This is a genomic window from Nocardioides sp. JCM 18999, assembly GCF_055391175.1.
Genome location: NZ_AP043887.1, coordinates 2,270,694 through 2,295,652 on the forward strand (window position 1 = coordinate 2,270,694; position 24,959 = coordinate 2,295,652).

The 24,959-nt window shown below is 70.3% G+C and carries 32 protein-coding genes; 10 read left to right on the forward strand and 22 right to left on the reverse strand.

From position 1 onward, the window contains the following. The first annotated feature begins 108 nt into the window (after positions 1–108). A complete protein-coding gene (locus ACZ5J1_RS11095) occupies positions 109–684 on the forward strand; it encodes a VOC family protein (protein WP_464558708.1) in 576 nt (191 codons plus the stop codon). A 9-nt stretch (positions 685–693) separates the two neighbouring features. Further along, positions 694–1,062 carry a nuclear transport factor 2 family protein gene (locus ACZ5J1_RS11100; RefSeq protein WP_464558710.1) on the forward strand — a complete coding sequence of 123 codons (369 nt, stop codon included), beginning with the start codon at positions 694–696 and terminating at the stop codon, positions 1,060–1,062. A gap of 71 nt (positions 1,063–1,133) precedes the next feature. Here ACZ5J1_RS11100 and ACZ5J1_RS11105 read toward each other — a convergent pair whose 3' ends face one another. The 4 genes from ACZ5J1_RS11105 to ACZ5J1_RS11120 all read right to left on the reverse strand — a co-directional run bounded on the left by ACZ5J1_RS11105 (position 1,134) and on the right by ACZ5J1_RS11120 (position 6,179). Continuing rightward, positions 1,134–2,714: a long-chain-fatty-acid--CoA ligase gene (locus ACZ5J1_RS11105; protein WP_464558712.1), complete on the reverse strand. Its 1,581-nt coding sequence runs from the start codon at positions 2,712–2,714 to the stop codon at positions 1,134–1,136. Then, the gene (locus tag ACZ5J1_RS11110; protein ID WP_464558714.1) at positions 2,707–3,828 is read right to left on the reverse strand and encodes an alpha/beta hydrolase family protein; all 1,122 of its coding nucleotides are present in this window, start codon (positions 3,826–3,828) and stop codon (positions 2,707–2,709) included. The genes ACZ5J1_RS11105 and ACZ5J1_RS11110 overlap by 8 nt, the downstream gene beginning before the upstream one ends. Beyond that, a complete protein-coding gene (locus tag ACZ5J1_RS11115; protein WP_464558716.1) occupies positions 3,825–4,403 on the reverse strand; it encodes an NADPH-dependent FMN reductase in 579 nt (192 codons plus the stop codon). Before ACZ5J1_RS11115 ends, ACZ5J1_RS11110 begins: the two co-directional genes overlap by 4 nt. Before the next feature lie 138 nt (positions 4,404–4,541). Beyond that, positions 4,542–6,179, reverse strand: a complete 1,638-nt coding sequence (locus ACZ5J1_RS11120) for a long-chain-fatty-acid--CoA ligase (RefSeq protein ID WP_464558718.1) — start codon at positions 6,177–6,179, stop codon at positions 4,542–4,544. A 99-nt stretch (positions 6,180–6,278) separates the two neighbouring features. Here ACZ5J1_RS11120 and leuC point away from each other — a divergent pair, with 99 nt between their 5' ends. Further along, positions 6,279–7,697 (forward strand): 3-isopropylmalate dehydratase large subunit, encoded by a 1,419-nt coding sequence (gene leuC / locus ACZ5J1_RS11125; RefSeq protein WP_464558720.1) that lies wholly within the window; start codon positions 6,279–6,281, stop codon positions 7,695–7,697. Here the strand turns inward: leuC and ACZ5J1_RS11130 are convergent. Genes ACZ5J1_RS11130 through ACZ5J1_RS11140 form a run of 3 tightly spaced genes read right to left on the reverse strand, consistent with a single transcriptional unit; the run spans position 7,680 to position 8,466 of the window. Then, the gene (locus ACZ5J1_RS11130) at positions 7,680–7,844 is read right to left on the reverse strand and encodes a hypothetical protein (protein WP_464558722.1); all 165 of its coding nucleotides are present in this window, start codon (positions 7,842–7,844) and stop codon (positions 7,680–7,682) included. The two genes, leuC and ACZ5J1_RS11130, sit on opposite strands and share 18 nt — an antisense overlap. Further along, positions 7,841–8,167, reverse strand: coding sequence for a plasmid stabilization protein (locus ACZ5J1_RS11135; protein ID WP_464558724.1), 327 nt, complete (start codon positions 8,165–8,167; stop codon positions 7,841–7,843). The genes ACZ5J1_RS11130 and ACZ5J1_RS11135 overlap by 4 nt, the downstream gene beginning before the upstream one ends. Further along, on the reverse strand, positions 8,167–8,466 hold the full coding sequence (locus ACZ5J1_RS11140; protein WP_464558726.1) for a hypothetical protein: 300 nt from the start codon (positions 8,464–8,466) through the stop codon (positions 8,167–8,169). The genes ACZ5J1_RS11135 and ACZ5J1_RS11140 overlap by 1 nt, the downstream gene beginning before the upstream one ends. Before the next feature lie 67 nt (positions 8,467–8,533). Here ACZ5J1_RS11140 and ACZ5J1_RS11145 point away from each other — a divergent pair, with 67 nt between their 5' ends. Together ACZ5J1_RS11145 and ACZ5J1_RS11150 are read left to right on the forward strand one after the other, a co-directional pair. Then, positions 8,534–8,995: a hypothetical protein gene (locus tag ACZ5J1_RS11145; RefSeq protein ID WP_464558728.1), complete on the forward strand. Its 462-nt coding sequence runs from the start codon at positions 8,534–8,536 to the stop codon at positions 8,993–8,995. Continuing rightward, the gene (locus tag ACZ5J1_RS11150) at positions 8,992–9,516 is read left to right on the forward strand and encodes a hypothetical protein (protein WP_464564778.1); all 525 of its coding nucleotides are present in this window, start codon (positions 8,992–8,994) and stop codon (positions 9,514–9,516) included. The genes ACZ5J1_RS11145 and ACZ5J1_RS11150 overlap by 4 nt, the downstream gene beginning before the upstream one ends. Positions 9,517–9,521: 5 nt before the next feature. Here ACZ5J1_RS11150 and ACZ5J1_RS11155 read toward each other — a convergent pair whose 3' ends face one another. Further along, a complete protein-coding gene (locus ACZ5J1_RS11155) occupies positions 9,522–10,313 on the reverse strand; it encodes a sigma-70 family RNA polymerase sigma factor (RefSeq protein ID WP_464558730.1) in 792 nt (263 codons plus the stop codon). Between the two features lie 270 nt (positions 10,314–10,583). Between ACZ5J1_RS11155 and ACZ5J1_RS11160 the strand changes: the two genes are divergently transcribed. Further along, positions 10,584–11,327: a GAF and ANTAR domain-containing protein gene (locus ACZ5J1_RS11160; protein ID WP_464558732.1), complete on the forward strand. Its 744-nt coding sequence runs from the start codon at positions 10,584–10,586 to the stop codon at positions 11,325–11,327. Here the strand turns inward: ACZ5J1_RS11160 and ACZ5J1_RS11165 are convergent. Both ACZ5J1_RS11165 and ACZ5J1_RS11170 read right to left on the reverse strand, forming a co-directional pair. Next, positions 11,293–11,781 (reverse strand): hemerythrin domain-containing protein, encoded by a 489-nt coding sequence (locus ACZ5J1_RS11165; RefSeq protein WP_464558734.1) that lies wholly within the window; start codon positions 11,779–11,781, stop codon positions 11,293–11,295. The two genes, ACZ5J1_RS11160 and ACZ5J1_RS11165, sit on opposite strands and share 35 nt — an antisense overlap. A 43-nt stretch (positions 11,782–11,824) precedes the next feature. Next, entirely contained in the window at positions 11,825–12,016 is a 192-nt protein-coding gene (locus ACZ5J1_RS11170; protein WP_464558736.1) for a CsbD family protein, read from the reverse strand. Positions 12,017–12,120: 104 nt separating this feature from the next. On the opposite strand from ACZ5J1_RS11170, the gene ACZ5J1_RS11175 reads away from it, so the two are divergent. Together ACZ5J1_RS11175 and ACZ5J1_RS11180 are read left to right on the forward strand one after the other, a co-directional pair. Beyond that, positions 12,121–13,278 carry an acyl-CoA dehydrogenase family protein gene (locus ACZ5J1_RS11175; protein WP_464558738.1) on the forward strand — a complete coding sequence of 386 codons (1,158 nt, stop codon included), beginning with the start codon at positions 12,121–12,123 and terminating at the stop codon, positions 13,276–13,278. 21 nt (positions 13,279–13,299) lie between these two features. Then, a complete protein-coding gene (locus ACZ5J1_RS11180) occupies positions 13,300–13,458 on the forward strand; it encodes a hypothetical protein (protein WP_464558740.1) in 159 nt (52 codons plus the stop codon). Between the two features lies 1 nt (position 13,459). Here ACZ5J1_RS11180 and ACZ5J1_RS11185 read toward each other — a convergent pair whose 3' ends face one another. From ACZ5J1_RS11185 to ACZ5J1_RS11195, 3 genes are read right to left on the reverse strand one after another with little or no spacing between them, the layout of a single operon-like run. Next, entirely contained in the window at positions 13,460–13,813 is a 354-nt protein-coding gene (locus ACZ5J1_RS11185) for an ArsR/SmtB family transcription factor (RefSeq protein ID WP_464558742.1), read from the reverse strand. Continuing rightward, on the reverse strand, positions 13,810–14,286 hold the full coding sequence (locus tag ACZ5J1_RS11190) for an SRPBCC domain-containing protein (protein WP_464558744.1): 477 nt from the start codon (positions 14,284–14,286) through the stop codon (positions 13,810–13,812). The genes ACZ5J1_RS11185 and ACZ5J1_RS11190 overlap by 4 nt, the downstream gene beginning before the upstream one ends. Before the next feature lie 9 nt (positions 14,287–14,295). Further along, on the reverse strand, positions 14,296–14,757 hold the full coding sequence (locus ACZ5J1_RS11195) for an SRPBCC family protein (RefSeq protein WP_464558746.1): 462 nt from the start codon (positions 14,755–14,757) through the stop codon (positions 14,296–14,298). A gap of 103 nt (positions 14,758–14,860) precedes the next feature. Between ACZ5J1_RS11195 and ACZ5J1_RS11200 the strand changes: the two genes are divergently transcribed. Continuing rightward, a complete protein-coding gene (locus ACZ5J1_RS11200; protein WP_464558748.1) occupies positions 14,861–15,295 on the forward strand; it encodes a VOC family protein in 435 nt (144 codons plus the stop codon). 10 nt (positions 15,296–15,305) lie between these two features. On the opposite strand, the gene ACZ5J1_RS11205 is transcribed toward ACZ5J1_RS11200, so the two are convergent. The 6 genes from ACZ5J1_RS11205 to ACZ5J1_RS11230 all read right to left on the reverse strand — a co-directional run bounded on the left by ACZ5J1_RS11205 (position 15,306) and on the right by ACZ5J1_RS11230 (position 20,288). Further along, on the reverse strand, positions 15,306–16,400 hold the full coding sequence (locus ACZ5J1_RS11205) for an N-formylglutamate amidohydrolase (protein WP_464558750.1): 1,095 nt from the start codon (positions 16,398–16,400) through the stop codon (positions 15,306–15,308). Beyond that, a complete protein-coding gene (locus ACZ5J1_RS11210) occupies positions 16,400–17,737 on the reverse strand; it encodes an anaerobic C4-dicarboxylate transporter (protein WP_464558752.1) in 1,338 nt (445 codons plus the stop codon). Before ACZ5J1_RS11210 ends, ACZ5J1_RS11205 begins: the two co-directional genes overlap by 1 nt. A gap of 62 nt (positions 17,738–17,799) precedes the next feature. After that, positions 17,800–18,159 (reverse strand): DUF5709 domain-containing protein, encoded by a 360-nt coding sequence (locus tag ACZ5J1_RS11215; RefSeq protein ID WP_464558754.1) that lies wholly within the window; start codon positions 18,157–18,159, stop codon positions 17,800–17,802. Beyond that, complete coding sequence (locus ACZ5J1_RS11220; protein ID WP_464558756.1) at positions 18,152–19,120, reverse strand: YihY/virulence factor BrkB family protein; 969 nt, start codon at positions 19,118–19,120, stop codon at positions 18,152–18,154. The genes ACZ5J1_RS11215 and ACZ5J1_RS11220 overlap by 8 nt, the downstream gene beginning before the upstream one ends. A 71-nt stretch (positions 19,121–19,191) precedes the next feature. Next, positions 19,192–20,097, reverse strand: a complete 906-nt coding sequence (locus ACZ5J1_RS11225; protein ID WP_464558758.1) for an NADP-dependent oxidoreductase — start codon at positions 20,095–20,097, stop codon at positions 19,192–19,194. Beyond that, positions 20,094–20,288, reverse strand: a complete 195-nt coding sequence (locus tag ACZ5J1_RS11230) for a hypothetical protein (protein WP_464558760.1) — start codon at positions 20,286–20,288, stop codon at positions 20,094–20,096. The genes ACZ5J1_RS11225 and ACZ5J1_RS11230 overlap by 4 nt, the downstream gene beginning before the upstream one ends. A gap of 67 nt (positions 20,289–20,355) precedes the next feature. Between ACZ5J1_RS11230 and ACZ5J1_RS11235 the strand changes: the two genes are divergently transcribed. Beyond that, entirely contained in the window at positions 20,356–21,927 is a 1,572-nt protein-coding gene (locus tag ACZ5J1_RS11235) for an MFS transporter (RefSeq protein WP_464558762.1), read from the forward strand. An 8-nt stretch (positions 21,928–21,935) separates the two neighbouring features. On the opposite strand, the gene gdhA is transcribed toward ACZ5J1_RS11235, so the two are convergent. From gdhA to ACZ5J1_RS11250, 3 genes are all read right to left on the reverse strand, one after another. Continuing rightward, a complete protein-coding gene (gdhA, locus tag ACZ5J1_RS11240; RefSeq protein WP_464564780.1) occupies positions 21,936–23,273 on the reverse strand; it encodes an NADP-specific glutamate dehydrogenase in 1,338 nt (445 codons plus the stop codon). A gap of 124 nt (positions 23,274–23,397) precedes the next feature. After that, positions 23,398–24,297: an EamA family transporter gene (locus ACZ5J1_RS11245; RefSeq protein WP_464558764.1), complete on the reverse strand. Its 900-nt coding sequence runs from the start codon at positions 24,295–24,297 to the stop codon at positions 23,398–23,400. After that, complete coding sequence (locus ACZ5J1_RS11250; RefSeq protein ID WP_464558766.1) at positions 24,294–24,959, reverse strand: FMN-binding negative transcriptional regulator; 666 nt, start codon at positions 24,957–24,959, stop codon at positions 24,294–24,296. The genes ACZ5J1_RS11245 and ACZ5J1_RS11250 overlap by 4 nt, the downstream gene beginning before the upstream one ends.

Consider the following 24,959-nt stretch of genomic DNA (forward strand, 5'->3'; position numbering starts at 1 on the left):
CGGCGCAGCCGATCATTGTTCGTACTGAACGAGCGCTAACTATTGACTCCGCCGAACAGCGTGACTACGGTCACATTCCAAGGCTCGACACGACAGGGAGTGATGGAAATGACGAACACCGAGTTCGAACTGGGTGGCCTGTGCCACCTCGCGCTGGTCTGCGAGGACATGGAGCGGACGGTGGACTTCTACACCAACGTCCTCGGCCTGCCGCTGGCCAAGACGGTCGAGATGAGCAACGGCGGCCAGCACTTCTTCTTCGACGTCGGCTGCAACGAGTACCTGGCGTTCTTCTGGTTCCCGGGCGCACCCAAGCGGGCTCCCGGCATCGCCTCCCCCAACCACATCCCCGGCGTCGACGAGTTCGTCACGGCGCACGGCTCGATGAACCACGTCGCCTTCAAGGTGCCGCTGGAGAAGTTCGACGAGTACAAGGCCAAGCTCGACGCCAAGGGCGTCGTGACCGGACCGGTGCTCAACCACGACGACAGCCCGCGCGGCATCTCGGAGTACACCACCGCCGACAAGGGCGTCTTCGTCCGCTCGATGTACTTCTTCGGCCCCGACGGCGAGCTCCTCGAGTTCGCCGCCTGGACCCGCGAGCTCACCGCCGAGGACGTTCGGCACAACCCGGTCAACAAGGACGGCGAGGTCCAGCCGATGCCCGTCCGCGTCGGCGTCTGAGGCGCGGCCGTGAGCGCCGTACTCGACCTCGCCGACCGGTTCTTCGACGCGGTCGCGGCGGGTGACATCGAGGCCGTGGGCGACTGCTACACCGACGACGTCACCGTCTGGCACAACTGGGACGGGGTGGAGCAGTCCAAGGCCGAGAACCTCGCGGTGCTCGGCGGGATCGGCCAGCGGTACGAGAGCTTCGAGTACGTCGACGCCCGACGGACCGAGATCGAGGGCGGATTCCTGCGCCAGCACACGATCAAGGCGGTCCGCGACGGGAAGACGGCTCTCGTCCCCGCGATCCTCCGGGTCTACGTCGAGGACTCCCGGATCCACCGGATCGAGGAGTACTTCGACTACGGCCAGCTCCTCGCGGCGCTCGCCTGAGCAGCAACCGATACCGACAACGGCCCGGTCCCCTCGGGGGCCGGGCCGTTGTGGTCGTCGGTGTCGAACGCTCAGCCGAAGGTGACCCGCAGGGTGTCCTTGAGCACCTTGCCCGAGGCGTTCCGGGGCAGTGCCTCGACGACCTCCACCACCGACGGCAGCTTGTAGCGCGCCAGGTGTCCTCCGGCCCACTCCCGCATCGCCACCACGTCGAGCGGCTCGGCACCGTCGCGGAGCACGACGACCGCGACCGGAGTCTCGCCCCAGCGCTCGTGCGGCCGCCCGACCACGGAGACCTCGACGACGTCGGGGTGCTCGGCCAGGACGTTCTCGACCTCGGCGCAGTAGATGTTCTCCCCGCCCGAGATGATCATGTCCTTGGCCCGGTCGACGACGTAGATGAAGCCCTCGTCGTCGACCCGGACCAGGTCGCCGGAGTGGAACCAGCCGCCGGCGAAGGCGTCGGCCGTCGCGGTCGGGTTGTTCCAGTAGCCCAGCATCAGCCCGGGTCCGCGGTAGACGATCTCGCCGACCTCGCCCGGAGCCACGTCGGTCATCTCCGGGGTCACGACGCGGATCTCGACGCCCGGGACCGGGCGGCCGACCGAGCCGAGCTTGCGGATCGCGTCCTTGCCCTCGAGCACGCAGGTGACCGGGGACATCTCGGTCTGGCCGAAGAAGGCGACGTTGTCAGCACCGACGAGCACCTGGTTCATCGTGCGCAGCAGTGCGTCCGTCGCCGGGGCAGCGCCCCAGCCGGCGACCCGGAGGCTGGTGAGGTCGCGCGGCTGCTGCACCTGCGCCTCGCAGACCGCCTGCCACTGGGTCGGCACCAGGAAGAGCGTGTTGACCCTCTGCTGGGCGATCAGGTCGAGCACGCCTCCGGGGTCGAACGCCGCCGACGGCATGATCACGATCGTGGCTCCGACCATCACGGCCGGCGCGAACGTACCGACCGCGCCGATGTGGAAGATCGGCGAGGCGCACAGCTGGACCTCGTCGCGGAACCGGAGACCGAACGCGCTGATGTTCGTGGTGCACTGCGCCGCCAGGTTGAGGTGCGTCAGGACCGCACCCTTGGGACGCCCGGTGGTGCCGGAGGTGTACATGATCAGCGCCGGGGAGTCCTCGGGCACGTCGACCGCCTCGGCCACGGGGCCTTCCTCGGCCAGCAGGTCCTCGTACGACGCCAGGCCGACCGGCGACGGACCGCCGTCGGTGGTGACGTCACAGAGCTGGACCGCACCCGACGTGCTGGCCGCAGCGGCCCGTCCGAGGTCACGGGCCAGGTCGTCGACGAACAGGAAGCCAGCACCGCTGTCGTCGAGGATGTAGCCGACCTCGCCCGGGCTGAGCCGGAAGTTCACCGGCACCGCGATCGCACCCAGTCGATTGACCGCGATCAGGATCTCCACGTACTCGGCCCGGTTGCCCATCAGGACGGCGACCCGATCGCCGAACGTCACACCCCGGCGAGCCAGCGCGCCCGACAGCGCCACGACGCGAGCCTGGACCTCGGCCCACGTGCGCCGCTGCCCCTCGAACTCGAGCGCGACGACGTCGGCCCGCGAGGCGGCGTGACGGGCGACCTGGTTGACCCAGTGCTGGCGACGAGCAGCCGCCAGCGCCCCGATCGGGGATGCCTCAGACACCGAACGTCGATCCGATCCAGTCCGCGATCGTGTCGGCGACGACGTCCCGGGCCCCGTCGGGAGCCAGGAAGTAGTGGTCGCCGGCCAGGTCGATCCGCTTCTTCTCCGCGCTGCCGATCCGGTTGAAGATCTGCTCAGCGTCACTGGGGAAGACGCCGGTGTCGCCGGTGGGGTTGATCACCAGGGCGGGCACCGTGATCGAGCCCAGCCGCTTGTCGGCCCGGCACTGCGACTCCTCCAGCGACCACATCTCGAGCCAGTTGCGCAGCGTCGTCTGGCCACCGATGCCGTGCCCGGTCCGGTTGGCCGCCGGCAGCGCGCCGCGGTAGCACTCCGCGGTGGGGCGGTCGGTCGGCTCGAGCGTCGGGTCGAACATCCGCGGGTCGGCCCAGGTGCGGTGCACGCTGAACGGGTAGTCGTCGTAGCCGAGCGCGGTGATCCGCTCCAGCTCGGACGTCGCCCACGCCGTGATCCGGTGGTTGCGGGCCACCTGGGCGGCCCGGTAGCGCTCGATGAACTCGGCCGAGTACGGCGGCGCGTTCTGCTCGCTGAACAGGTCGAGCGCGGGGTCGGTCGCGGTGGGGTCGTTTTCGTCGGTGACCGCACCGTCGAGCCACGAGGTGAGCACGTCGGGGCGACCCAGGTGCGCGGCCAGCGAGACGTAGCCGACGCCCGGGACGAGCTCGGCGATCCCCGCGGTCTCGGCACGGTCGCGCGGCGGCACGACCCAGGGGTCGACGGCCTGGGACTGGTAGGCGGCCATCAGGGACCCGCCGCCGGAGTTGCCCAGCAGGATGACCTGCTCCACGCCGGCCTCCTCCTGGAGCCAGCGCACCCCGGCGCCGATGTCGACGAGCGCCTGGTCGAGGCGGAACTGCCACTCGTACCCACGGAAGCGGGTGTTCCAGCCCAGGAAGCCGATCCCCCGCTGCGCCATCAGGTCGGCGAGGTAGTGCTCGGAGAAGTCGATCTGGTAGTGCGTGGCGATCATCGCGATCTTCGGCCGGGCACCCTCGGGCGTGTAGTAGACGCCCTGGCACGGCCGACCGCCGGCGCCGGCGCGGAACGCACCGGGCGAGACCAGGCTGACGAACTCCCGCTCGATCGCCGTCATGCGGGCACCACGTCCTGGGCGTTGCGGAGCGCGTAGCGCCGCAGTGTGCCGAGCAGCTGACCGATCCGCTCGGTCGCGATCTCGTCGACCAGCTCGCCGTTCTCGTCGAAGGCCTGGTGGGCGAAGCCCACGAGGACCTCGGGCGAGGGCACCACGTCGGACCGGGTGAAGACGAAGGTGTTGCGCAGCTCGAACTGGGCCCGAGCGGTGCCGAGCTTGCTCCCCGAGGCACCCATCAGGGCGACCGGCTTCTCGTGCAGGGCCGAGGCACCCATCGGGAAGGCGATCCAGTCGAGCAGGTTCTTGAGCACGCCGGGGACGCCCCCGTTGTACTCCGGGGTGACGATCAGGACGGCGTCGGCGGCAGCGACCTCGGCACGGACCTGCTGCACGATCGCCGGCTCGTTGCCGATCAGGTCCTGGTTGAACATCGGGATCTGCGGGAGCAGGTCACTGACGTGGATCTCCATGCCCTCCGGCGCGAGCTTGGCCGCCGCCTCCAGCAGCTTCTGGTTCCACGAGTCGGCTCGCAGGCTGCCTGCGATACCCCAGACCTTGAGTGCGTCTCCGCTCACGTTTCTCTCCTTGACGTCATGGCGTGCCCCCGCCGGACCATGTGGCCCGCCTCACACGCGGCATCCTTATTGAACACTCGCTAAGCAAGCGAGTCAACCTGGGTCTGAGCGATCGCTAAGGGCGAACACTCGGGGTGCTCAGAGGTGCTGCACCGGGAGGTCGCCGGCCGCGTAGAGCTGACGCATGGCGCGCTTGTCGAACTTCCCGACGCTGGTCAGCGGCAGGGCCTCCAGCAGGATCCAGCGCTCGGGGACCCACCACTTCGGCAGCTCCTCGATCAGGTGCGCCCGCAGCTGCTCGACCGTGACCTCGCTGCCCTCACGCAGCACGACGAGGGCCGCCGGTCGCTCGTCCCAGCGCTCGTCCGGCACACCGATCACGGCTGCCTGCAGCACGTCCGGGTGCTTGGCGATCTCGAGCTCCAGGTGGACCGAGGAGATCCACTCGCCGCCGGACTTGATCACGTCCTTGGCGCGGTCGCTCAGATGCACGTACCCGAGCGGATCGATCGTCCCGATGTCACCGGTGCGCAACCAGCCGTCGCGGAACTTCTCCGGCGCCGCGGTGCGGAAGTAGGAGTCCGCGATCCACGGTCCGCGCACCTCCAGCTCTCCCACCGACGCACCATCGGCGGCCAGCACCTCACCGCTGTCGGGCTGGACCACCCGGATGTCGACCCCGGCGAGCACCCGTCCCTGCAGGGCTGCGCGAGCCTCGGGATCAGGGTTCTCCTCAGGACGTGGAGGGCGATTGACCGTGACCAGCGGAGAGGTCTCGGTCATCCCCCACCCCTGCAGCGCCTCGACGCCGTACCTCGCGAGCCCGCGACTCAGCGCCTGCGGGATCGGGGCACCACCGAGGACGACCCGGTTCAGGGACGCGAGGTCACGGCCCTCGTCGGCATCGACGTGGGTGAGGATCTCGTTCCACACGGTCGGCACGCCGTTGGCGTACGTCGGCCGGTGCTGTCGGACGGCCTCGACCACGGTCACCGGGTCCACCTTGTTGTTGCTGAGCAGCAGGTCGCCGCCCGCCCAGAAGTTGGCGAACGGGTAGCCCCAGGCGTTCGCGTGGTACATCGGGACGATGATGTAGCCGGTGTCACCGGCACTGACCCCGACCGCGTTGGCGGTGCACAACGAGAGCGCGTGGATCCAGATCGAGCGATGGCTGTAGGCGATCCCCTTGGGGTCACCGGTCGTCCCGCTGGTGTAGCAGAGCGTGGCGGCGGAGCGTTCGTCGACGACGGGCCAGGCGTACTCGGTCGGCTGCCCCGCGACGAGGTCGTCGTACGAGATGGCTTGGACCGCCCACTCCCCCAGGACGGCGCGGTCGAAGGCGCCGACGACGACGAGCGTGCGCACGGTCGGGAGGAGCGCTGCCGCGTCCACCAGCTGTCCCAGCAGCGGCGGCTCGACCAGGAGCACCTCGCCGGCGGCATGGGTGATCGTGTAGCTGATCTGCTCGCGAGAGAGGCGCGGGTTGACGGTGTGCAGCAGCGCTCCCATGGACGGGACCGCGTAGTACGCCTCGAGGTGGTGCCGGGTGTTCGAGAGCAGCGAGCCGACACAGGCTCCGGGTCGGACCCCGAGCGAGGCGAGGCCGTGGGCCAGGGCCGCGGCACGGCCGGCGAAGTCGCCGAAGCTGACGGTGGCCGCGTCGTCGCCGACGGTCAGCACCGAGCGGTCGGCGTGCCAGGTCGAGCCGTGCCGCAGGATGTTCGCGACGGTCAGCTCACCGTCGCCGATGTTCCCGAGCGGGATCGAGTTCTGCATGGTCTTCGGCGCTCCTTCCGAACCGGATCGTGACGTACGCCACTTAGCGAACGCTAACATGGTGATATCCGAACTGGAAGAGAACGTGAGGAGGCGTCGATGGCGCCACGCACCCTGCCCGACAAGCTGTGGGACAGCCACGTCGTGGTCGCCGGCGGCGACGGTCCCGACCTGCTGTACGTCGACCTGCACCTGTTGCACGAGATGACCTCGCCCCAGGCGTTCGCGGGCCTGCGGGAGGCGGGTCGGCCGGTCCGCCGACCGGAGCTGACCATGGCGACCGAGGACCACAACGTCCCCACGGTGGGCACGGGCGAGGTGGTCGCCGATCCCCTGAGCCGCCGCCAGCTGGAGCTGGTGAGGACCAACTGCGCCGAGTTCGGGGTGCCGCACCATCCGATGGCGTCGGCCGGGAACGGGATCGTGCACGTGATCGGTCCCGAGCAGGGCCTGTCCCAACCCGGGATGACGATCGTCTGCGGCGACTCCCACACCTCCACCCACGGCGCCTTCGGCGCCCTCGCGTTCGGCATCGGGACCACCCAGGTCGAGCACGTGCTCGCCAGCCAGACCGTGTGGATGGATCGACCGCGGACGATGGAGGTCCGGATCGACGGCGTGCTGGGTCCCGGCGTCACCGCCAAGGACCTGGCCCTGCACGTGGTGCGGGTGATCGGCCCGCACGGCGGGTCCGGCGCCTTGGTCGAGTACCGCGGAAGCACGGTCAGCGCTCTCGGCATGGAGCAGCGGATGACGCTGTGCAACATGACGATCGAGTGCGGTGCCCGCGCCGGGATGATCGCGCCCGACGCGGTCACCCTCTCCTACCTGCAGGGCCGTCGGCACGCTCCGACCGGCCGGCACTGGGACGAGGCGGTGACCGCGTGGGCCGCGTTGGCGACCGATGAGGGCGCCGGCTTCGACCGGAGCATCGTGATCGATGCCGCGGCGGTCTCCCCGACGGTCACCTGGGGCACCATCCCGAGCCACTCGGTGCCGCTCGACGGGCAGGTGCCCGATCCGGCGTCGTTCGTCGACCCGGCCGGGCACGAGGCCGCGGTCCGCGCGTTGGCCTACATGGACCTGACCCCGGGCACCCCGATGCGGGAGATCGCGATCGACGCGGTCTTCATCGGCTCCTGCACCAACGGGCGCCTCGACGACCTGCGCGCGGCGGCCCGGGTCGCCGCCGGGCGGACGGTCGCACCGGGGGTGCGGGCCCTGGTCGTTCCCGGCTCGTGGGCGGTCGCGTCCTCCGCCGAGGCCGAGGGGCTCGACCGGGTGTTCCTCGACGCCGGCTTCGAGTGGCGTTCGGCGGGGTGCTCGATGTGCACGGCGATGAACCCCGACTCGCTCGGCCCCGGCGTGCGGTCGGCGTCGACCACCAACCGCAACTTCGAGGGCCGTCAGGGGGACGGGGCGAGGACCCACCTGGTCTCCCCCGACGTCGCCGCCGCGACGGCCATCGCCGGGCGGCTGTGTGCACCCGGCGACCTGGGCTCAGGCGCTGCTGGTTGAGGGCCGGTCGAGCAGCTCGTCGTCGCGTCGTTCGTCGCCGTCGAGCTGCTCCCACCGCTCCTCACGTCGCAGCCGCATGACCACCAGTGCCACTCCGGTGGCAGCGCCGACGAGGGCGCCGACCAGGACGAGAACGCGCAGCTTCATCGGTCGACCTCGCGCTCGAGCTCAGCCTTGGTCATCCGCGACCGACCCTTGATGTGCTTCTTCCTGGCTTCTTGGTAGAGCTGCGCCTTCGTGCGGCCGCCGCGACCGTGGTGGCTGCGCAGTCCGCCGCGTCGTCCCGAGGAGATGTCCTCGGTCGAGGTCCGGCTGGCCTCGTCGGACTCCCCATGACGTGCGCGTTCCTTGTTCACGGTACGGGCGGCGATCTCCTCGGCGGTGTCCTCGTTCTCGCCGCGATCGAGCAGGCCGTCCTTGATGTGCTTGTACTGGCGCTCGCGCTTGGCGCTCCAGGACCGCTGTGGCATCAGCGCATCCCACGGTCGGCCGGAGGACGCCCGAAGGGGTCGTCGCCCCAGCCCTCGGGCACGCTGCCGGGATCGGCGTCGGGCTCGACCCGCGGTCGAGCGGCGGCCGCGTCGTCGACCCACGTCGTGTGCGGCGGCGGATCGACCGGCTTCACGGCGAGGTCGGGATCGACGTCGAGCCGCTCCTCGTCGTGGGTCACCTTGTCCGCCCGCCGGGCGTCGAGGGTCCACGCGATCAGGAACCCCGCCACGACGACGGCTCCGAGCACGATGATCAGGGTGATAGCGATACCGGACATGAAGGAGGGGTACCCCACACCAGGATCGGCAAACACCGGAGCGAGACGACGGGAAGGGGCAACAACGGTGCGGCTGCGCTACGTCTCCAGCCAGGAACCCGGATGGCGTCGGGTACGTCGCGGTCGCGGCTTCAGCTACCTCGACCGCGACGGCGAGCGGCTGGGCCCCGCCGAGGTGGAACGGGTGCGCGCGCTGGCGATCCCTCCGGCCTGGACCGAGGTGTGGATCTGCCCCCACGCACGGGGCCACCTCCAAGCGGTCGGCACCGACGACGCGGGTCGACGTCAATACCTCTACCACCCCGCCTGGCGCGAGCAGCGCGACGCGGAGAAGTTCGACCGCGTGGCCAGCCTCGCCACTCGGCTGCCCGGGGTCCGACGCACGCTGCGCCACCAGATGCGAACCGACGCCCAGGACGAGGAGTCCGAGCGGTTGCGCGTCCTCGCCGCGGCGGTCCGGCTGATCGACCTGGCTGCTTCCGCCCGGGCTCGGAGGCGTCGGCCGCCGACTTCGGTGCCCACGGGCTGACCACACTCGAACGCGGCCACGTGCGGGCGCGGCAGGGGGCGCGTGCCTTCACGTTCATCGGCAAGTCCGGCGTCGAGCACGAGATCGTGATCGACGACCCCGACGTCGTCGCGGTGGTGGACTCCCTGCGCCGGCGCCGCAGCGGCTGCGACCGCCTGCTGACCGTTCCGGAGGCCGGTCGACGCCGCCCCCTCTCTCCCGACGAGGTCAACGAGCACATCCGCGCGGTCACGGGACTGGACGTCACGGCGAAGGACATCCGGACCTGGCACGCCACGGTCACCGCTGCGGCCGCCCTGGCCGAGCCGCCGGCCCCGACCTCGGCCCGGGGACGCGCCGTCCGCCTCAGGCAGGCACTGGAGGTGACGTCGGAGCTGCTCGGAAACACCCCGAGCGTCGCACGGTCGTCCTACATCGATCCGCGGGTGATCGACCTCTTCGAGGCCGGCACGGTCCTGGACCCGCGACCGCACGGTCCAGACGCGCTGGACCGGGCGGTCGCGGCACTGCTCGGCGCGTGAGCCGGTCAGGCGGCCCGGGCGGCAGGAGCGGTCAGGGAGACCCGCATCTCGGCGAGGATCCGGGTGAGCAGCCGGGAGATCTGCATCTGCGTCACCCCGACCTCCCTGCCGATCTCGGCCTGCGTCCGACCGTCGAAGAAGCGGAGCACGACGATGCGACGGTCCCGCTCCCCGAGCCCACGCAGGGCGCGCGCCAGCATCAACCGCGTCTCGGTCCGGGCGTAGCCCTCCTCGTCGGAGACCAGACGCTCACCGAGACTGCTGCCGTCGTGGTCGCCGCCGGTCTCGTCGAGGGAGGTCGGCCGGAAGCAGCCGCCCGACGACAGCGCCTCCCTGACCTCGGCGGCGGGGACGTCGAGCTCGACGGCCAGCTCGCCCGCGGTCGGGGCGCGGTGCAGCTGCTGGGACATCCGGGACTCGGTCGCCCAGAGCCGGGCCTGCAGCTCCTGGATCCGACGCGGCGGACGCACGGTCCACCCGGCGTCGCGGAAGTGGCGCTGCAGCTCGCCCCGGATGGTGGGGACGGCGTACGACGCGAAGTCGCTGCCCCGATCCGGGTCGAATCCGCGGACGGACTTGATCAGCCCGACGTAGGCGACCTGCTCGAGGTCGTCGGCTGCGAGACCTCGACCCACGTAGCGGCGTGCGAGAGAGGCGGCCAACGGCATCAGCCGTTGGATGATCCTCTCCTCGGCCGCCTGGCGGCGCAGACCCGGAAGAGCCCGGGTGCGTTTCAGGTCCTGCTCGACCCCCTGGAGGTCCCGGGAGGCATGGTGCTTGGTGGCTGTCGTGCTCACGTCGTCACCTCGGTGAGGGGAGTACAGCTGGCGCGGCCGTGGTGTCGACCGCTCACGGGTGAACCTGAATCGACCGTACCCGCAAAGTAAAAAGCTCAAACCTCCGGAGAGCGGTCCACGGGGCCGGAAGCGTCGACCCCACGGACCTGGTGCCCTCGGTCTCCATGGCCACAGAGTTCACCTGAGCACCGCTGTACCCTCCTGCACCCCGGGATATGTCTATGCTGGCCAGGACGCTGAAGCAGGTCGGGTCGAGGACGTTGTGGTGCCATGAATGAGGAGCACGTGGATAAGCCCCAATTGCTGGCGAGCCTGGCCGAGGTCGCCCGACAGTTCAGTTCTGCCCCGGACCGCGCCGCGGCCCTCGACTCCATCGTCTCCGCGGCCGCGACCCTGCTTCCTGACATCGACCACGTCGGGATCTCGCTCGCCCTCAGCGACGGCACGATCACCACGCCGGCCTCGTCGAGCGACTTCGCGGCCGAGCTGGATCGGATCCAGGCCGTGCTCGGCGACGGTCCCTGCGTGTTCGCGGCGGAGGCCGAGACCATCGTCCGGATCGAACCGGCCCGGCACGAGCAGCGCTGGCCGGAGTTCATCGGCGCCGCGCTCCCGCTCGGCCTGCGGTCGATGATCGGGGTCCGGCTCCTGACCGACGACCGGTCGATGGGCGCGATCAACCTCTACTCCACGATCAGTGACTCGATCTGCCAGGAGACCGTCCAGCTGGCCGACCTCTTCGCCGCTCAGGCGGGAGTGGCGCTGGGATGGATGCGTCGCGAGGACGAGCTGACCACCGCGATGGAGAGTCGTCGCACGATCGGGATCGCACTGGGGATCATCATGCAGCGCTTCAGCGTCGACGACAGCCGGGCGTTCGAGTACCTGACCAGGCTCTCGAACAACCACAACATCAAGCTGCGCGAGGTCGCCCTCCACATCGTCGAGGAGCACCATCGTCACCTCGACGGGGACACGGTCACCACTCCGCCCGGGCCGCCCATGCCCGCGTGACCTCGCTCCTGTCGCCGCCCGCGACGCCGACGAGGTTGTCCGTGCGGGCTGCCAGGAACCGCTTCGCGAGTCGCTCGAGGTCATCGCTCGGCATCGACGAGCGCATCCCGGGCAGCACGTCGCCCTCCTCTTCGTCGATGTGGTGCTGGACCGTCTCGACGAGCTCGCGGAGGACCTGCTCGAACGCTGCCGAGGTCGGGTCGGTCACCACCAGGCGGGCGGCGATCAGGTCGGCCACCAGGTGCTCCTTCTGGCTGTGCTCGATGTCCTCCCCCAGACCCGCGTCCCGGGCGAACGGATAGACCTCGACCTCCTCGGCCCGGCTGTGGGCGAACAGCAGGGTGCTCATCACCGGAGCCGTCATGGCTCGCTTCTCCGGTTCGTCGAGCAGCACCCGGAAGAGGCGCTCCAGCTCGCGGTGGTCCTGGGTGATCAGATCGACGACGTCAGCCATGCCACCCAGGTACCCCGCGGCCAGGACACCAATCAGGACACGATCAGAAGGTCTCGTCGATCTTCTTCTCGACCTTGTCCTTGATGTCCTCGATCTTGTCCTTGAGGCCAGCCTTCTTCTGGTCGGCCTCACCTTCGGCCTTGAGCGAGTCGTTCCCGGTCACCGCTCCGGCGGCCTCCTTGGCCCGGCCGGTCAGGTCCTGGGCCTTGTTCTCGAGCTTGTCGTCAGCACTCATCGTGAACTCCTTCTCTGGATGGACGTGAACCCACCCCGTACCCGATCCGCTGTGGCTGAATGCCTAGGCTGGCGTGACACACGCCACAGTCGAGGGAGACAGCCATGCGCAGCACCGTGTTCGACGAGGATCACGAGTCCTTCCGCCAGACCCTGCGGGCCTTCATCGCCGCCGAGGTCTCACCGAACTTCGAGGACTGGTTCGCCGCGGGCGAGGTCCCCAAGGAGCTCTACAAGAAGCTCGCCGACCTCGGCGTCTTCGGGATCTCCGTCCCGGAGGAGTACGGCGGCGCCGGACTCGAGACGCACAAGTTCGAGGCGATCCTCTCCGAGGAGACCGCCCGGGCCGGGGTGACGTTCGGCGGCTCCGGCGTGCACGTCCTGCTGGCGCTGCCCTACATCAAGATGCTCGCCACCGAGGAGCAGAAGCAGCGCTACCTGCCGCCGTTCGTGGCCGCCGAGGAGATGTGGGCGCTCGCGATGACCGAGCCCGGCACCGGCTCCGACGTCGCCGGCATCCGTACCACCGCGAAGCTGTCCGAGGACGGCACCCACTACGTGCTCAACGGCGCCAAGACCTTCATCACCGGCGGCGTGCTGGCCGACCGGGTGATCGTCGCGGCCCGCACCAGCCCCGCGACCGAGGAGAACCGCCGCTTCGGCCTGTCCCTGCTCGCCGTCGACGCGCACTCCGAGGGCTTCGCCGTCGGTCGCAAGCTGGACAAGCTCGGCCTGAAGACGTCCGACACCGCCGAGCTCTCCTTCACCGACGTCAAGGTGCCCGTCGAGGACCTGCTCGGCGAGGAGGGCAAGGGTTTCGACTACCTCGGCCACAACCTCGCCTCCGAGCGCTGGGGCATCGCCTACGGCTCGTTCGCCCAGGCCAAGGCGGCGATCCGGTTCACCCAGGAGTACGTCGCCCAGCGCACCGTGTTCGGCAAGACCGTGGCCTCGTTCCAGAACACGAAGTTCGAGCTCGCCGCCTGCAAGGCCGAGGTGGATGCTTCCGAGGCGGTCGCCCACCGCGCCCTGGAGGCGCTCGACGCCGGAGAGCTGACGGCGGCCGAGGCGGCCTCGGCGAAGCTGTTCTGCACGGAGGTCGCCCACCGGGTGATCGACCGCTGCCTGCAGCTGCACGGCGGCTACGGGTTCATGAACGAGTACCCGATCGCCCGCCTGTACGCCGACAACCGGGTCAACCGGATCTACGGCGGCACCTCCGAGGTGATGAAGATGATCATCGCCAAGGACATGGGTCTGTAGCGCTCGGGGTACCTCACCCTCATGACCACGAACGACCCCGCCGACGCGACCGCACCCAAGTCCGGCACGGATCCCGACACCGAGAGCGATCCGGCCGAGTCGGACCGTGAGGGGGCCGACTGGGCCTCCGAGGGTGGCGCCACTCCCGAGGGTCCGGCGACGCACGCTCCGGGGCAGTGACCTAGCCGTCGGTCCGTCGGCGCTGGAGCTCCTCGGCGACGGCCCGGATCCGACCGAGTCGCTTGTCCCAGGCGCCGCTGACCGAGCGCAGCTGCTCGACGGCCCGGCGCAGCTGGGCCTCGTCGACCCGGTAGCGGCGCTCGCGACCCTCGACCTCGGCGTGCACCAGCCCGGCGTCGTCGAGCACCTGGAGGTGCCGCGCGATCGCCTGCCGGGTGACCGGCAGGCGATCGGCGAGGGCGGTCGAGGTCGCCGTACCGTCGAGGACGAGGAGGTCGAGGACCTGGCGCCGGGTGGGATCGCCGATCGCCGCCCAGAGGTCCTCGTCGATGCTGCCGCCGATCGTGGTGCTCACCCGGACAGCCTCTCAGCCAGAGCGACCAGCCGGGGCAGGTAGTAGTCCCACCCGCTCGAGTGGTCGGCGTGCGTGGCCGCTGCCTGCGCCTCGGAGAAGCCGCGCTCCCGGAACCCGATCTCCCGGAACCGCAGCAGTGTGCCGGTGCCCCGGGGCTCGAGGTCGAAGGTGACCAGGTTGGAGTTGTCGGGGCCCGCGACCACGTCCTGGTCGTGGGTCCAGCGGAACGAGAAGTGCCGCGGTGGTACGGCGTCGGCGACCGTGATCTGGACCTGCTGGCCACCGTCGGTGATGTCGCCGAAGCCGATCCAGCCCGGCGCTCCGGGCTCGGGATCGATCTCGCCGGAGTCCGGCCACCAGGCGAGGATGTGGGCCGGCGTGCTGACCACCTCGAAGACGATGTCGGGGCTGGCGTCGATGTAGAGCTCGCGCTCGATGGCGGCGTACTCGTCGCGCTGGGTCGACTCGGTCACGGGTGCTCCTCAGTGCCAGTTGCTGATCTGGAGGTCGTGCGGCGCCGGTGCGCCGTGCCCAGTCTCGACCAGCGCCTTGAGGCTGAGCAGGAACGTGGCCCACTTCGTGCTGCAGTGCGCCATGAACGTGCCGGGCTCGGACCACCCGGTGTGGGCGAAGCCGATGATGGTGAAGTCACCCTCGCGGGTGAGGTCGAAGTCGATCAGGGTGCCGATCCACTCCGGCGGTCCACCCTGGACCCGCCAGGCGACCCGCTGGTCGGGGACGAGCTCGTCGAGCACGAGGTCGAACGAGCCGATCCGCTCTCCGGTGCCGGGATCGTCGAAGACGACGGTGATCAGGTCGCCGGGATCTCGTCCCCCGGAGGTGTCGAGCGACCACCAGGACGCCACCCCCTCGGGCGTGGCCAACGCGTCGTAGACCGTGCTGAGCGGAGCTGTCGCTCCGACCCGGTGCAGGATGTCGGGCATGGTTCCTCCTGAGAATCAAGCAACACTTTGTTGCGCTTCCACCGTACGTCGACCTCCTGGAATGCGCAATGATTTGTTGCTCAACGTGGCCTAGGCTGGACGCATGTCCTCGGTGAGACAGTTCCAGGTCACGTTCGACTGCGCGGAGCCCGAGCGGGTAGCGCGGTTCTGGTGCGAGGCGCTCGGGTACGTCGTCCCGCCACCGCCTCCCGGCTTCGCCGACTGGGCGGCCTTCAGCGCATCACTGCCGCCGGAGGCGCAGGACTCCGCCTTCGCCTGCGTCGATCCGGGCGGCGTCGGTCCACGACTCTTCTTCCAGCGCGTGCCCGAGGGCAAGGTGGTCAAGAACCGGGTCCACCTCGACATCCGGGTCGGCACGGGACTGACCGGGGACGACCGGGTCGCGGCCCTGGAGGCCGAGTGCGACCGCCTCCTCGGCTTCGGCGCGACCAAGGTGGAGCTGCACCGCGCCGACGGGATCAACGAGTCCTGCCTCGTGATGCGCGACGTCGAGGGCAACGAGTTCTGCCTCGACTGAGGGGTGCCGGTCAGCGCAGCTCGCGGTACCGCGCCCAGGAGTCACGGCACGACCGCGCGATCAGGTCGACGTGAACCGGATCCGGCTCGGGCCAGTCGCCACCGGGTTGCGCGATGTAGGCGGCGTTGGCGGCGCCGAGGAGGAGCTCGCGGAGGAACTCCGCCTGGACCGCGTCGAGCGTCGCGCCGACCAGGTCGGCCTCCTGACGCAGGGTGTCGAAGTAGCGGCCGGCGGTGATGATCTCCTCGCTGCCGAGGTAGGGCTGGTTGAGCGCGACGTCGCCCGGGTCCGCCACGGCGAACCCGGCGCGGTGCGCGTCGGCGAGGAGCCGGATCCGGGCAGGGTCCATGGTGACCACGGGGTCGGCATCGCGCGGGTTCCCCTCGGCGTCGCCGCGGTTGGAGAGCGCCACCACCGCCGGGAGCCGGTCCTTCGGATCCCGCGGGACTCGGACGGCGCCGTCACGCTGGGTCGTGCAGTTCATCGTGTCGTGGAAGGAGAGGGTGGTGAACCGGCGCTCGGCGCGGCCGTGGAGCGCCATCTCCGCCCGACGCTCGATCAGGGTCACCCGGGTCGCCTGGTAGACGTCGACGCCTCGGCTGCCGGCATCGACGAACGCGGCGACCAGCTCCTGCACCCCGGCGGCCGAGTCCGGCACCCGGAGCAGCGGGAAGAAGGAGAAGGTCACCGGCCGGATGGCATCGACCCCGGTCAGGTCCACCCGTTCGAACGGTCCAGCACGCCGGACCCGCTCGAGCGCCTCGGTGAGCGAGGCCGCGAGGTCGTCGGGCCGGGCACGGTTGGGATCCCGGACCATCCGGGGGTGCGGGTTCTCGACGTAGACGACGGTGGGGTCGATCTCGGCCCACCGCCGCACGATCGCCGAGGTGGCGACGTCGGTGAAGTCGTACTGCAGCCGGCGGGTGAACTCCGGGGCCAGATAGGGCTGCAGCTCTCCGGGGATCGCCGCGCCCGAGTGCGGACACGAGACGACCACGTCGGCGGCGGCCAGCGCCTCGTCGATCGTTCGGGTCGAACGGTCGGCGTAGAAGATCAGGTCCTCGGGGGCGAAGACGTGCCCGGCGGGAAGGAGACGAGGTTCCATCACCCGAGCACCACGCCGAGAGCGGCACCGGCGGCGACGGTGGTGACCGCCAGCACGACCACCGGGATCGCGAAGCTGTGGTCGATCAGCTTCGTGCCCAGCTTCGTGCTGCCCGACTCGTCGAAGTTGGCGGCAGCGATCTGGGAGCCGTTGGTGGGCAGCAGGTAGATGCCGGCGAAGGCTCCCGCCCACATCCCGCTGAGCACGGCGGGCGCGATCCCGGCGGCCAGACCGATCGGCACGATCGTCCGGGTCGCCGTCGACTGGCTCGTGGTCAGCACGCAGACGACGAAGACTCCGAGGGCGAAGACCCACGGCTGGTTCTGCACGATGTCGCCGATCGTGTCGGTGATGACCTCGGAGTTCGCCGAGATGAAGGTGTCGGTCAGCCAGGCCAGGCCGAAGAGCGCGATCGCGGAGACCATGCCGGCCCGGAAGACGGTCTGCTCCGGGATCTTGGCGACCGCGGGCCGACAGACCAGCAGGATCAGGGTGCCGACGACGAACATGATCATCTCGATCATCGGGGTCATCGACAGCGGGTCGCCGTCCGAGGTCTCGGGCCGCAGGCCCTTGAAGAGGCCGAAGACGACGATCGCCACCACGCCGGTGAGGAAGATCAGGGCCGCGCGCTTGCCCGCCGCGGTGGCGGTGACGCCGAGCTCCACGGAGCCGGAGGCACCCGGAGCAGGGATCTCACCGGCCGCGATCCGCTGCTGGATCTCCGGGTCGTCCTCGATGTCCTTGCCCAGCCGGGCGGAGACGAAGGAGGTGAGGATGATCCCGATGATCGCCGCCGGCAGCGTGATCGCGATGATCTGGATCATCTCGAAGTTGTACGGCTCGACGTCGGTCAGCGTGACCATCGCCGCCATCGCCGCCGAGACCGGGCTGCAGGCCAGGGCGACACCCGTGGCGACCACGGAGAGCGACAACGGCCGGGAGGGTCGGATGTTGTTGCGGTAGGAGAGATCGCTGATCACGGGCAGCAGCGGGTAGAGGATGTTCGAGGTGCCCGCTCCCACGGAGAACAGGAACGACACCAGCGGTGCGATCAGGGTGATCTGCCGTGGCCTGGACTGGATGATCCGCGCGGCCACGGTGACCAGCCAGTCGATGCCGCCGGCGAGCTGCATCATCGAGGAGGCGAGCACCACCGACAGGATGATGAGCAGGGCGTCGACCGGGGGGCTGCCGACGTCCTCGCCGAAGACGATGACCAGGATCGCGACACCGGTCCCGCCCCACAGACCGAGCGCCACACCGCTCGAGCGGGTGCCCATGACGATGCACGCCAGGACGACCAGGAGTTCGGCCACGAGCTTGAGGTTGTCCATCGCTCCCCCTTGCGGCGGCGGCTCCGCCTACTCCGCACCGTAGCGATGTCCGGGCTCCGCGGTCACTCCTCCACGCGGGGATCCTCCTCCGGATCGAACACGTGCATGGCCGCCTCCTCGGCGCTGGCTCCGGCACCGTCGATCCCGACATCGGTCGCGACCTCGTCCTTCTCCTCGTCCTCGGCCGTCCCCTGGTCGGGCGCCACGAGGCGACCGCTGCGCAGATCCGGACTGCCGACGTCACCGAGCCCGTCGGCGTACGGATCGGGGTCGGGCTCCTCCTCGGCCAGGCGCTCGTCGAGCGACTCACCTTCCCGGCCGTACCTCGGCTCACGCTCGGGCGGGGAGTAGCCCTCGTCCAGCACGTCGTCGACGCCGCGGTCGTCCAACGTGTCCTCGGGTTGCAGCTGGTCCTCACTCATCTCGTCCTCCCTCGTCAGATTTCGGGGCCTGCCGCTGCGGCAGCAGGATGTCCTCCTCGGCGTCCAGCCCGGCCTGCAGCTCCCGGCCGCGTTCCAGCTCGGCGTCGAGCTCGGCACCGAACAGCAGGGCCAGGTTGGTGATCCACAGCCACAGCAGGAACACGACGGCTCCGGCCAACGTGCCGTAGGTCCGGTCGTAGCTGGAGAAGTTCGCGATGTAGAACCCGAACGCTGCCGAGGCGAGGACCCAGATCAGGATCGCCACCAGGGCGCCGACCGAGACCCACCGGAACGACGGCTGCTTGATGTTCGGGGTGGCGTAGTAGAGCAGCGCCACGATGACGATCACCACGCCCAGCAGCACCGGCCACTTCGCGATGCCCCAAACGGTGACGGCGGTCGAGCCGAGCCCGATCGCATCCCCGACCGCCCGGGCGGCCGGCCCGGTCAGCACCAGGGCCAGCGCCACGACGGCCGCCAGCACGACGGTGACCAGCGTGACCAGCAGCATCAACGGACGGAGCTTCCAGAACGGCCGCTCCTCGTCGACGCCGTAGATCCGGTTGAGCCCTCGACCGAACGCCCCGACGTAGCCCGAGGCGGACCAGATCCCGATCGCCAGCCCGAGGACGAGACCCAGCCCCGCGTTCTGGCTCCGGCTGAGCTGGGTCAGGGTCGGCTCGAGCGTCTCGGCCGCACTGGAGGCGCCGACGTCGCGCAGGATCTGCAGCAGGGTCGAGACGGTCTCGTCGCTCTGCCCCGCCAGCCCGACCAGGGACAGCAGCGCGATCGCTGCGGGGAACAGGGCGAGCACGGCGTAGTACGTCAGGGCCGCGGCCAGGTCCGGACACTGATCGCTGACGAACTCACGGAGCGTCCGTCGGGCGACGTACCGCCACGTGGGTCTCGTGAGATCGTGCAGCGCATCGGGCTCCACGTCCCGCACATCCAGACCAGGCATCGGGCCCTCCTCCAGTGTCGGGAGAGCCGTACCCGGTCGACCGGTCGCTCATGCGGCGACGGTCGGCTGCCTCAGCGGGTCAGCAGGACCGTCTTGCCGGTGCGGTCGCCGGCCTGGACCTCGGCGATCTCGTCGAGGGAGCGTCGCTCGCCGACCCACACGCGCAGCTGGCCGGCGTCGACCTTGCCGACGAGCTCGGCGAGCTGGGCGGCGTCGGAACGCACCCGCATCCGGAACCCGGCGACACCCGCGTCGGTGGTCTCCTGGACCTCGGCCGCGGCCGAGACCACGCGTCCACCGGGCGTGACCAGCGCGGCCAGCTCGTCGAACGAGGTCGGCGCGAAGCTGACCACCAGGTCGACCTCGCCCTCGAGACCGGCGCGCAGGCTGGTCGCGGTGTGGTCGATGATCCGCACCGCTCCGTAGGAGGCGACGCGCTCCGCGCTGGCCGGCCCGGCCGTCGCGATCACGTCCGCCCCGGCGAGGAGCGCGAGCTGGACGGCGTACGCGCCGACGGCGCTGCCGCCACCGTTGACCAGCACCCGCTGGCCCGCCTCGAGGCGGCCGTGCTCGAAGAGCGCCTGCTGCGCGGTCAGCGCGACCAGCGGGAGAGCCGCGGCGTCGGCCAGGTCGAGGGTGGTCGGAGCCGGGGCGAGGATCGCGGCCGGGACGACGGCCTGCTCGGCGGCGGCACCGGGGAGGTTCAGCGGGATGAAGCCGACCACCGCGTCCCCGACGCTGACACCGTCGACGTCAGCGCCGACTTGCTCGACGACGCCGGCGACGTCGGCGCCCGGCGTGTGCGGCAGGGCCAGGTCGAACGCCGCCCGGAGCGCGCCCGCCCGGATCCCGACGTCGACCGGGTTGTGCGAGGTCGCCGCGACCCGGACCAGCACCTGGCCGGGGCCGGGCTGCGGGACGGGAGCCTCCTCGACGACGACGGGGCCGCCGTACTCGTGGAAGCGCGCCGCCTTCACGGGGTCTTCCGACCGCGGACGCCGGCCCAGGTGACCAGGGCACCGAGGACGACCACGACCGTACCGATCACGGACCAGGTGGTGGTGCCGCTCATCGCGCTCCCCTCGATGACGCCCCATCCCTGCAGCGCCCACACCGAACCCATCAGGATGAGCACGACTCCTGCGACGACCCACAACGGCTTAGCCATGGCCCAAGCATATATCGTAGATAGTTCATTGGTGGCGGGCCGGGCGGCCAGTCGCTAGGTTCGGCCTGTGGCCGACGACCAGGGGAACAGCAAGCGGTTGATGGTGCTGCTGGCGATGGCGATGTTCGTCCTCGTGGTCGACACCTCGCTGATGAACGTCTCCATCTCAGCGGTGATCGAGGACCTCGACACCACCGCGAGCGGGGTGCAGTCCGCGATCGCCCTCGAAGCGCTGGTCTCGGCCGCGTTCATCCTGATCAACAGCAAGGTCGGCGACCTGATCGGCCGCAAGCGCGCCTACGTGCTCGGCCTGGCCGCCTACGCGATCGGGGCGCTGGCGATGACGCTGGCCCAGAACCTGACCGCGATCGTGATCTTCTGGGCGATCATCGGCGGGCTCGGCGCTTCCCTGCTCCTCCCGGCGATGCAGTCGCTGATCCACGGCAACTTCGCCGGCGCCGCGCAGAAGCAGGCCTATGCGCTGGTCGGCGCCTCGGCCGCGATCGCCGCGGCCGTCGGTCCGCTGATCGGCGGGTTCGTCACCACCTACCTCTCGTGGCGGGTCGGCTTCGCCCTCGAGGTCGTGATCATCGCGGTGGTGCTCAGCCAGATCTCGCTGATCAAGGACGTCCCCTACACCGGCTCGCGCCAGGTCGACGTGATGGGCGCGGTGCTCTCGGTGATCGGCATGGGCGGCGTGGTGCTCGGCATCCTGGTCTGGCAGGAGGGCGGGGAGTACGTCGTCGCGCTGATGGTCGTCGGCGCCGTCGCGCTGGTGCTGCTGGCCCGCTGGCTGGTCCGACGCAAGCGTGCGGGGCGGGTCGCCCTGCTCGATCCCGACCTGTTCTCGCAGCCGAACTTCACCGCCGGCATCTCGGGCCAGATGCTGCAGCAGATCACCCTCGGTGGCCTGATGATCGCGCTGCCGCTGTTCTTCCAGATGACCCTGGAGTACGACGCCATGCAGGCCGGGCTCTCGATGGCGCCGCTGTCGCTCACCATGTTCGCCGCCGCCCTGATCGCGGGCCGGAAGGCGGGCGACCGTCGACCCGCCGCGATCATCCGGGCCGGCTTCGCCCTGTCCGCCGTCGGGATCGGCGTGATCATCCCGTTCGTGCCACGTGCCGACAGCGGCTGGGCGTTGGCACTGCCCCTGGCCCTCACCGGCGCGGGCCTCGGACTGCTGGTGTCCCAGCTGAACAACTACACCCTGGCGCCGGTGGCCGAGGAGCGGGTCAGCGAAGCGGCCGGGGTGAACTCCGCGGCCGGCTCGTTCGGCCTCTCCTTCGGCCTGGCGATGGCCGGCGGTCTGCTGCTGGCCGCGCTGTCGGTCAGCTTCACCGCGATGGCGTCGAACAGCAGCGTGATCCCCGAGTCCCAGCAGGACCGGATCGCGACCGCGCTGGAGGACGACGCCGAGGTGATGAGCGACCGCCAGCTCGCCGAGCTGATCGTGAACCAGCCGCCCGAGGTCGAGGCCGAGGTGGTGTCGATCAACCAGGACGCCCGCAACCTCTCCCTGCAGGTCGCGCTGTTCATCCCGTTCCTGGCGGCGCTGCTCGGCCTGGCCAACTCGCTGCGGATGCTGCGCCTGCCCGACCTGCGACCGAGCTCGTCGCTGGAGGGCTACGACTTCTGACCTTCGGGTCAGATGACCCCGAGGGCGAGCATCGCGTCGGCGACCTGGGTGAACCCGGCGATGTTGGCCCCGACCACGTAGTTGCCCGGCTGGCCGTACTCGTCGGCGGTCGTCAGGCAGCGGTGGTGGATGTTGCGCATGATCTCCTCCAGCCGCTCCTCGGTGTGACTGAACGTCCAGGAGTCACGCGAGGCGTTCTGCTGCATCTCCAGGGCACTGGTCGCGACTCCACCGGCGTTGGCCGCCTTGCCGGGCGCGAACGAGACCCCCGCCTCGGCAAAGGCCTTGACCGCTTCCGGGGTGCAGGGCATGTTCGCGCCCTCGGCGACGACCTGGCAGCCGTTGCTGATCAGGCTCGCCGCGTCGGCACCGTCGAGCTCGTTCTGGGTCGCGCACGGGAGCGCGATGTCGCAGGCGACCTGCCAGACCGAGCCCCGGTCGTGGAAGGACGCACCCGCGCGCTCGTCGGCGTACACCGAGATCCGAGAGCGACGGTTCTCCTTGATGTCCTTGACCAGCTCGAGGTCGATCCCCGCCGGGTCGACGACGTACCCGCTCGAGTCCGAGCAGGCGACCACGGTGGCGCCGAGCTGCTGCAGCTTCTCGATCGCGTAGATCGCGACGTTGCCGGAGCCGGAGACGACAGCCTTCTTGCCGTCGAGCTTCTCCCCACGGCTGCGCAGGATCTCGTCGACGAAGAAGACCGTGCCGTAGCCGGTCGCCTCGGTCCGGGCCAGGGATCCGCCCCAGCCGAGGCCCTTGCCGGTGAGGACACCCGACTCGTAGCGGTTGGTGATCCGCTTGTACTGCCCGAACATGTAGCCGATCTCCCGACCACCGACACCGATGTCTCCGGCGGGAACGTCGGTGTACTCACCGATGTGGCGGTGCAGCTCGGTCATGAAGGACTGGCAGAAGCGCATCACCTCCGCGTCGGAGCGGCCCTTCGGGTCGAAGTCCGAGCCGCCCTTGCCGCCACCGATGGGCATCCCCGTCAGGGCGTTCTTGAAGATCTGCTCGAAGCCCAGGAACTTCACGATGCCCAGGTAGACCGACGGGTGGAACCGCAGGCCGCCCTTGTACGGGCCCAGCGCCGAGTTGAACTCGACCCGGAAGCCTCGGTTGACCTGGATCCGGCCGCGGTCGTCGACCCACGGGACCCGGAAGATGATCTGCCGCTCCGGCTCGCACAGACGCGAGAGGACCTCGGCGTCGGCGTACTCCGGGTGCTTGACGAGGACCGGACCGAGGGTCTCGAAGACCTCGGTGACGGCCTGGTGGAACTCGCTCTCCCCCGGGTTGCGACGCAGCACCTCGTCGAAGGTGTCCTGCAGCTTCAGGTCCAGAACGGTCACGTGCGTCTCCTCAGCGGTCCGGCCGCTGCGGTCGCGCGGTCCCTCGTCGTTCAGGAGCACAGCGTAGTTCGCCCCAGTGAGCGTTCGTTCAGGGGTCGGAAGGAGGGGTCTCGGATCAGCTCGGCGAGATCGCGCGGCGAGCGGCCGCCTCCGGCTGACCCGCCACCGGCTGACCGGCCACCGGCACGCGGCGCCCGCCGCGCTGCGCGGCGGCGCCCGCGAGGATGACGAGCCCGATCCCGAGCATCTGCAGCGGTGTCATCGTCTGGTCGAGGACGAGGTAGCCGAGCACGACCCCGATCGCCGGCTCGACCGCCATCAACGTGCCGAAGGCGGAGTGGGTCATCCCGCGCAGCGCCAGCATCTCCAGGGCGAAGGGCAGCACGGGCAGGAGGACGGCCAAGCCGGCCGCCGCGGCGAGCACGCCCAGGTCGAGGTTCCCGGACGCCTGCGGCACTCCGACGAACGCGGCCGTGACCGCGGCGATCGGGATGGTGAAGGCCAGCCCCTCGATCCCGTCGAACCGGTCACCCACGCGCTGGGTGAGCACGATGTAGGTCCCCCAGCCGAGCGCGGCCAGCGCCGCGAAGGCGAGACCCGCGGGCGAGATCGAGCCGGTCCAGGGCCGGGTCACGAGGACGACTCCGAGGAAGGCGAGCACCGGCCAGACCAACGCGCGGGCGCGGTGGCTGAGCACCGCGGCGACGGTCAGGGGTCCGAGGAACTCGATCGCCACCGCGGTGCCGAGCGGGATGCGCTCGAGCGCGGCGAGGAAGCACACCGACATCAGCCCCGTGGTCACGCCCAGGGCCACCAGGGTCGGGACGTCGGCGCGCCGGATCGAGCGCACCTGCGGGCGGGCGATCGCGATCAGGATCAGGGCACCGAGACTGAGCCGCAGCCACGCGGCCCCGGCCGCGCCGACGGCGGCGATCAGGTCCACCGAGAGCGCGGACCCGAGCTGGACGGAGAACATCGCGGTGACCGCGAGCATCCAGGGCGGCACCCGGTTCACGGCTGCCCCCGGAAGGACTGCCAGTCCCCGATCGCGTCGAGGCGCCGCTGCTGCTGGGCCGCGGCGCCGGCGTCGATGCCGCGATCACGCTCGCGCAGCTTCTCGATGACGCGTTCGCGGTGCTCGACCGGCTTGTGGTCGTCGTACTTGAACTTGGACTCGACCCGCAGGATGGTGAGCCGGATGCCACGGATGCCGGGCAGCATCCGGCCGTACGGCGCCTCGCCCTCGACCACGTCGGCGTGACGTCCCTCGGGCTGCAGGTCGGCCAGCTGAGCGGTGAGGATCTCCGCCTTCTCGCCCGGCTCGTCGACGATCCGCGGACGACACACGAACTGGACCGAGGCGTAGTAGGACGTCGGCACGCCGTCCTCCTCGGGTCCGCCGGGAGCGGCCCGCCAGTAGCTCGGGACGTAGGCGTAGTCACCCATCAGCGCGAGTCGGACCTCGGCGGCCGCCGCGAGGTGCGGCCAGACCGCGTTGGGCCGGGCCAGGTGCAGCACCAGGTCCTCGCCGGCGAGGGTGAAGTGGGTCGGCAGCACCAAGGGCGCCTGCGCCGGGTCGAGGTTGTTGACCGCGAGCATCCCGAACTGTCCGGTGGTGGCGAGCCAGGCACTCCACTCGGCGGGATCGATGCTGGCGTCCCAGGGTTGGATGAACAT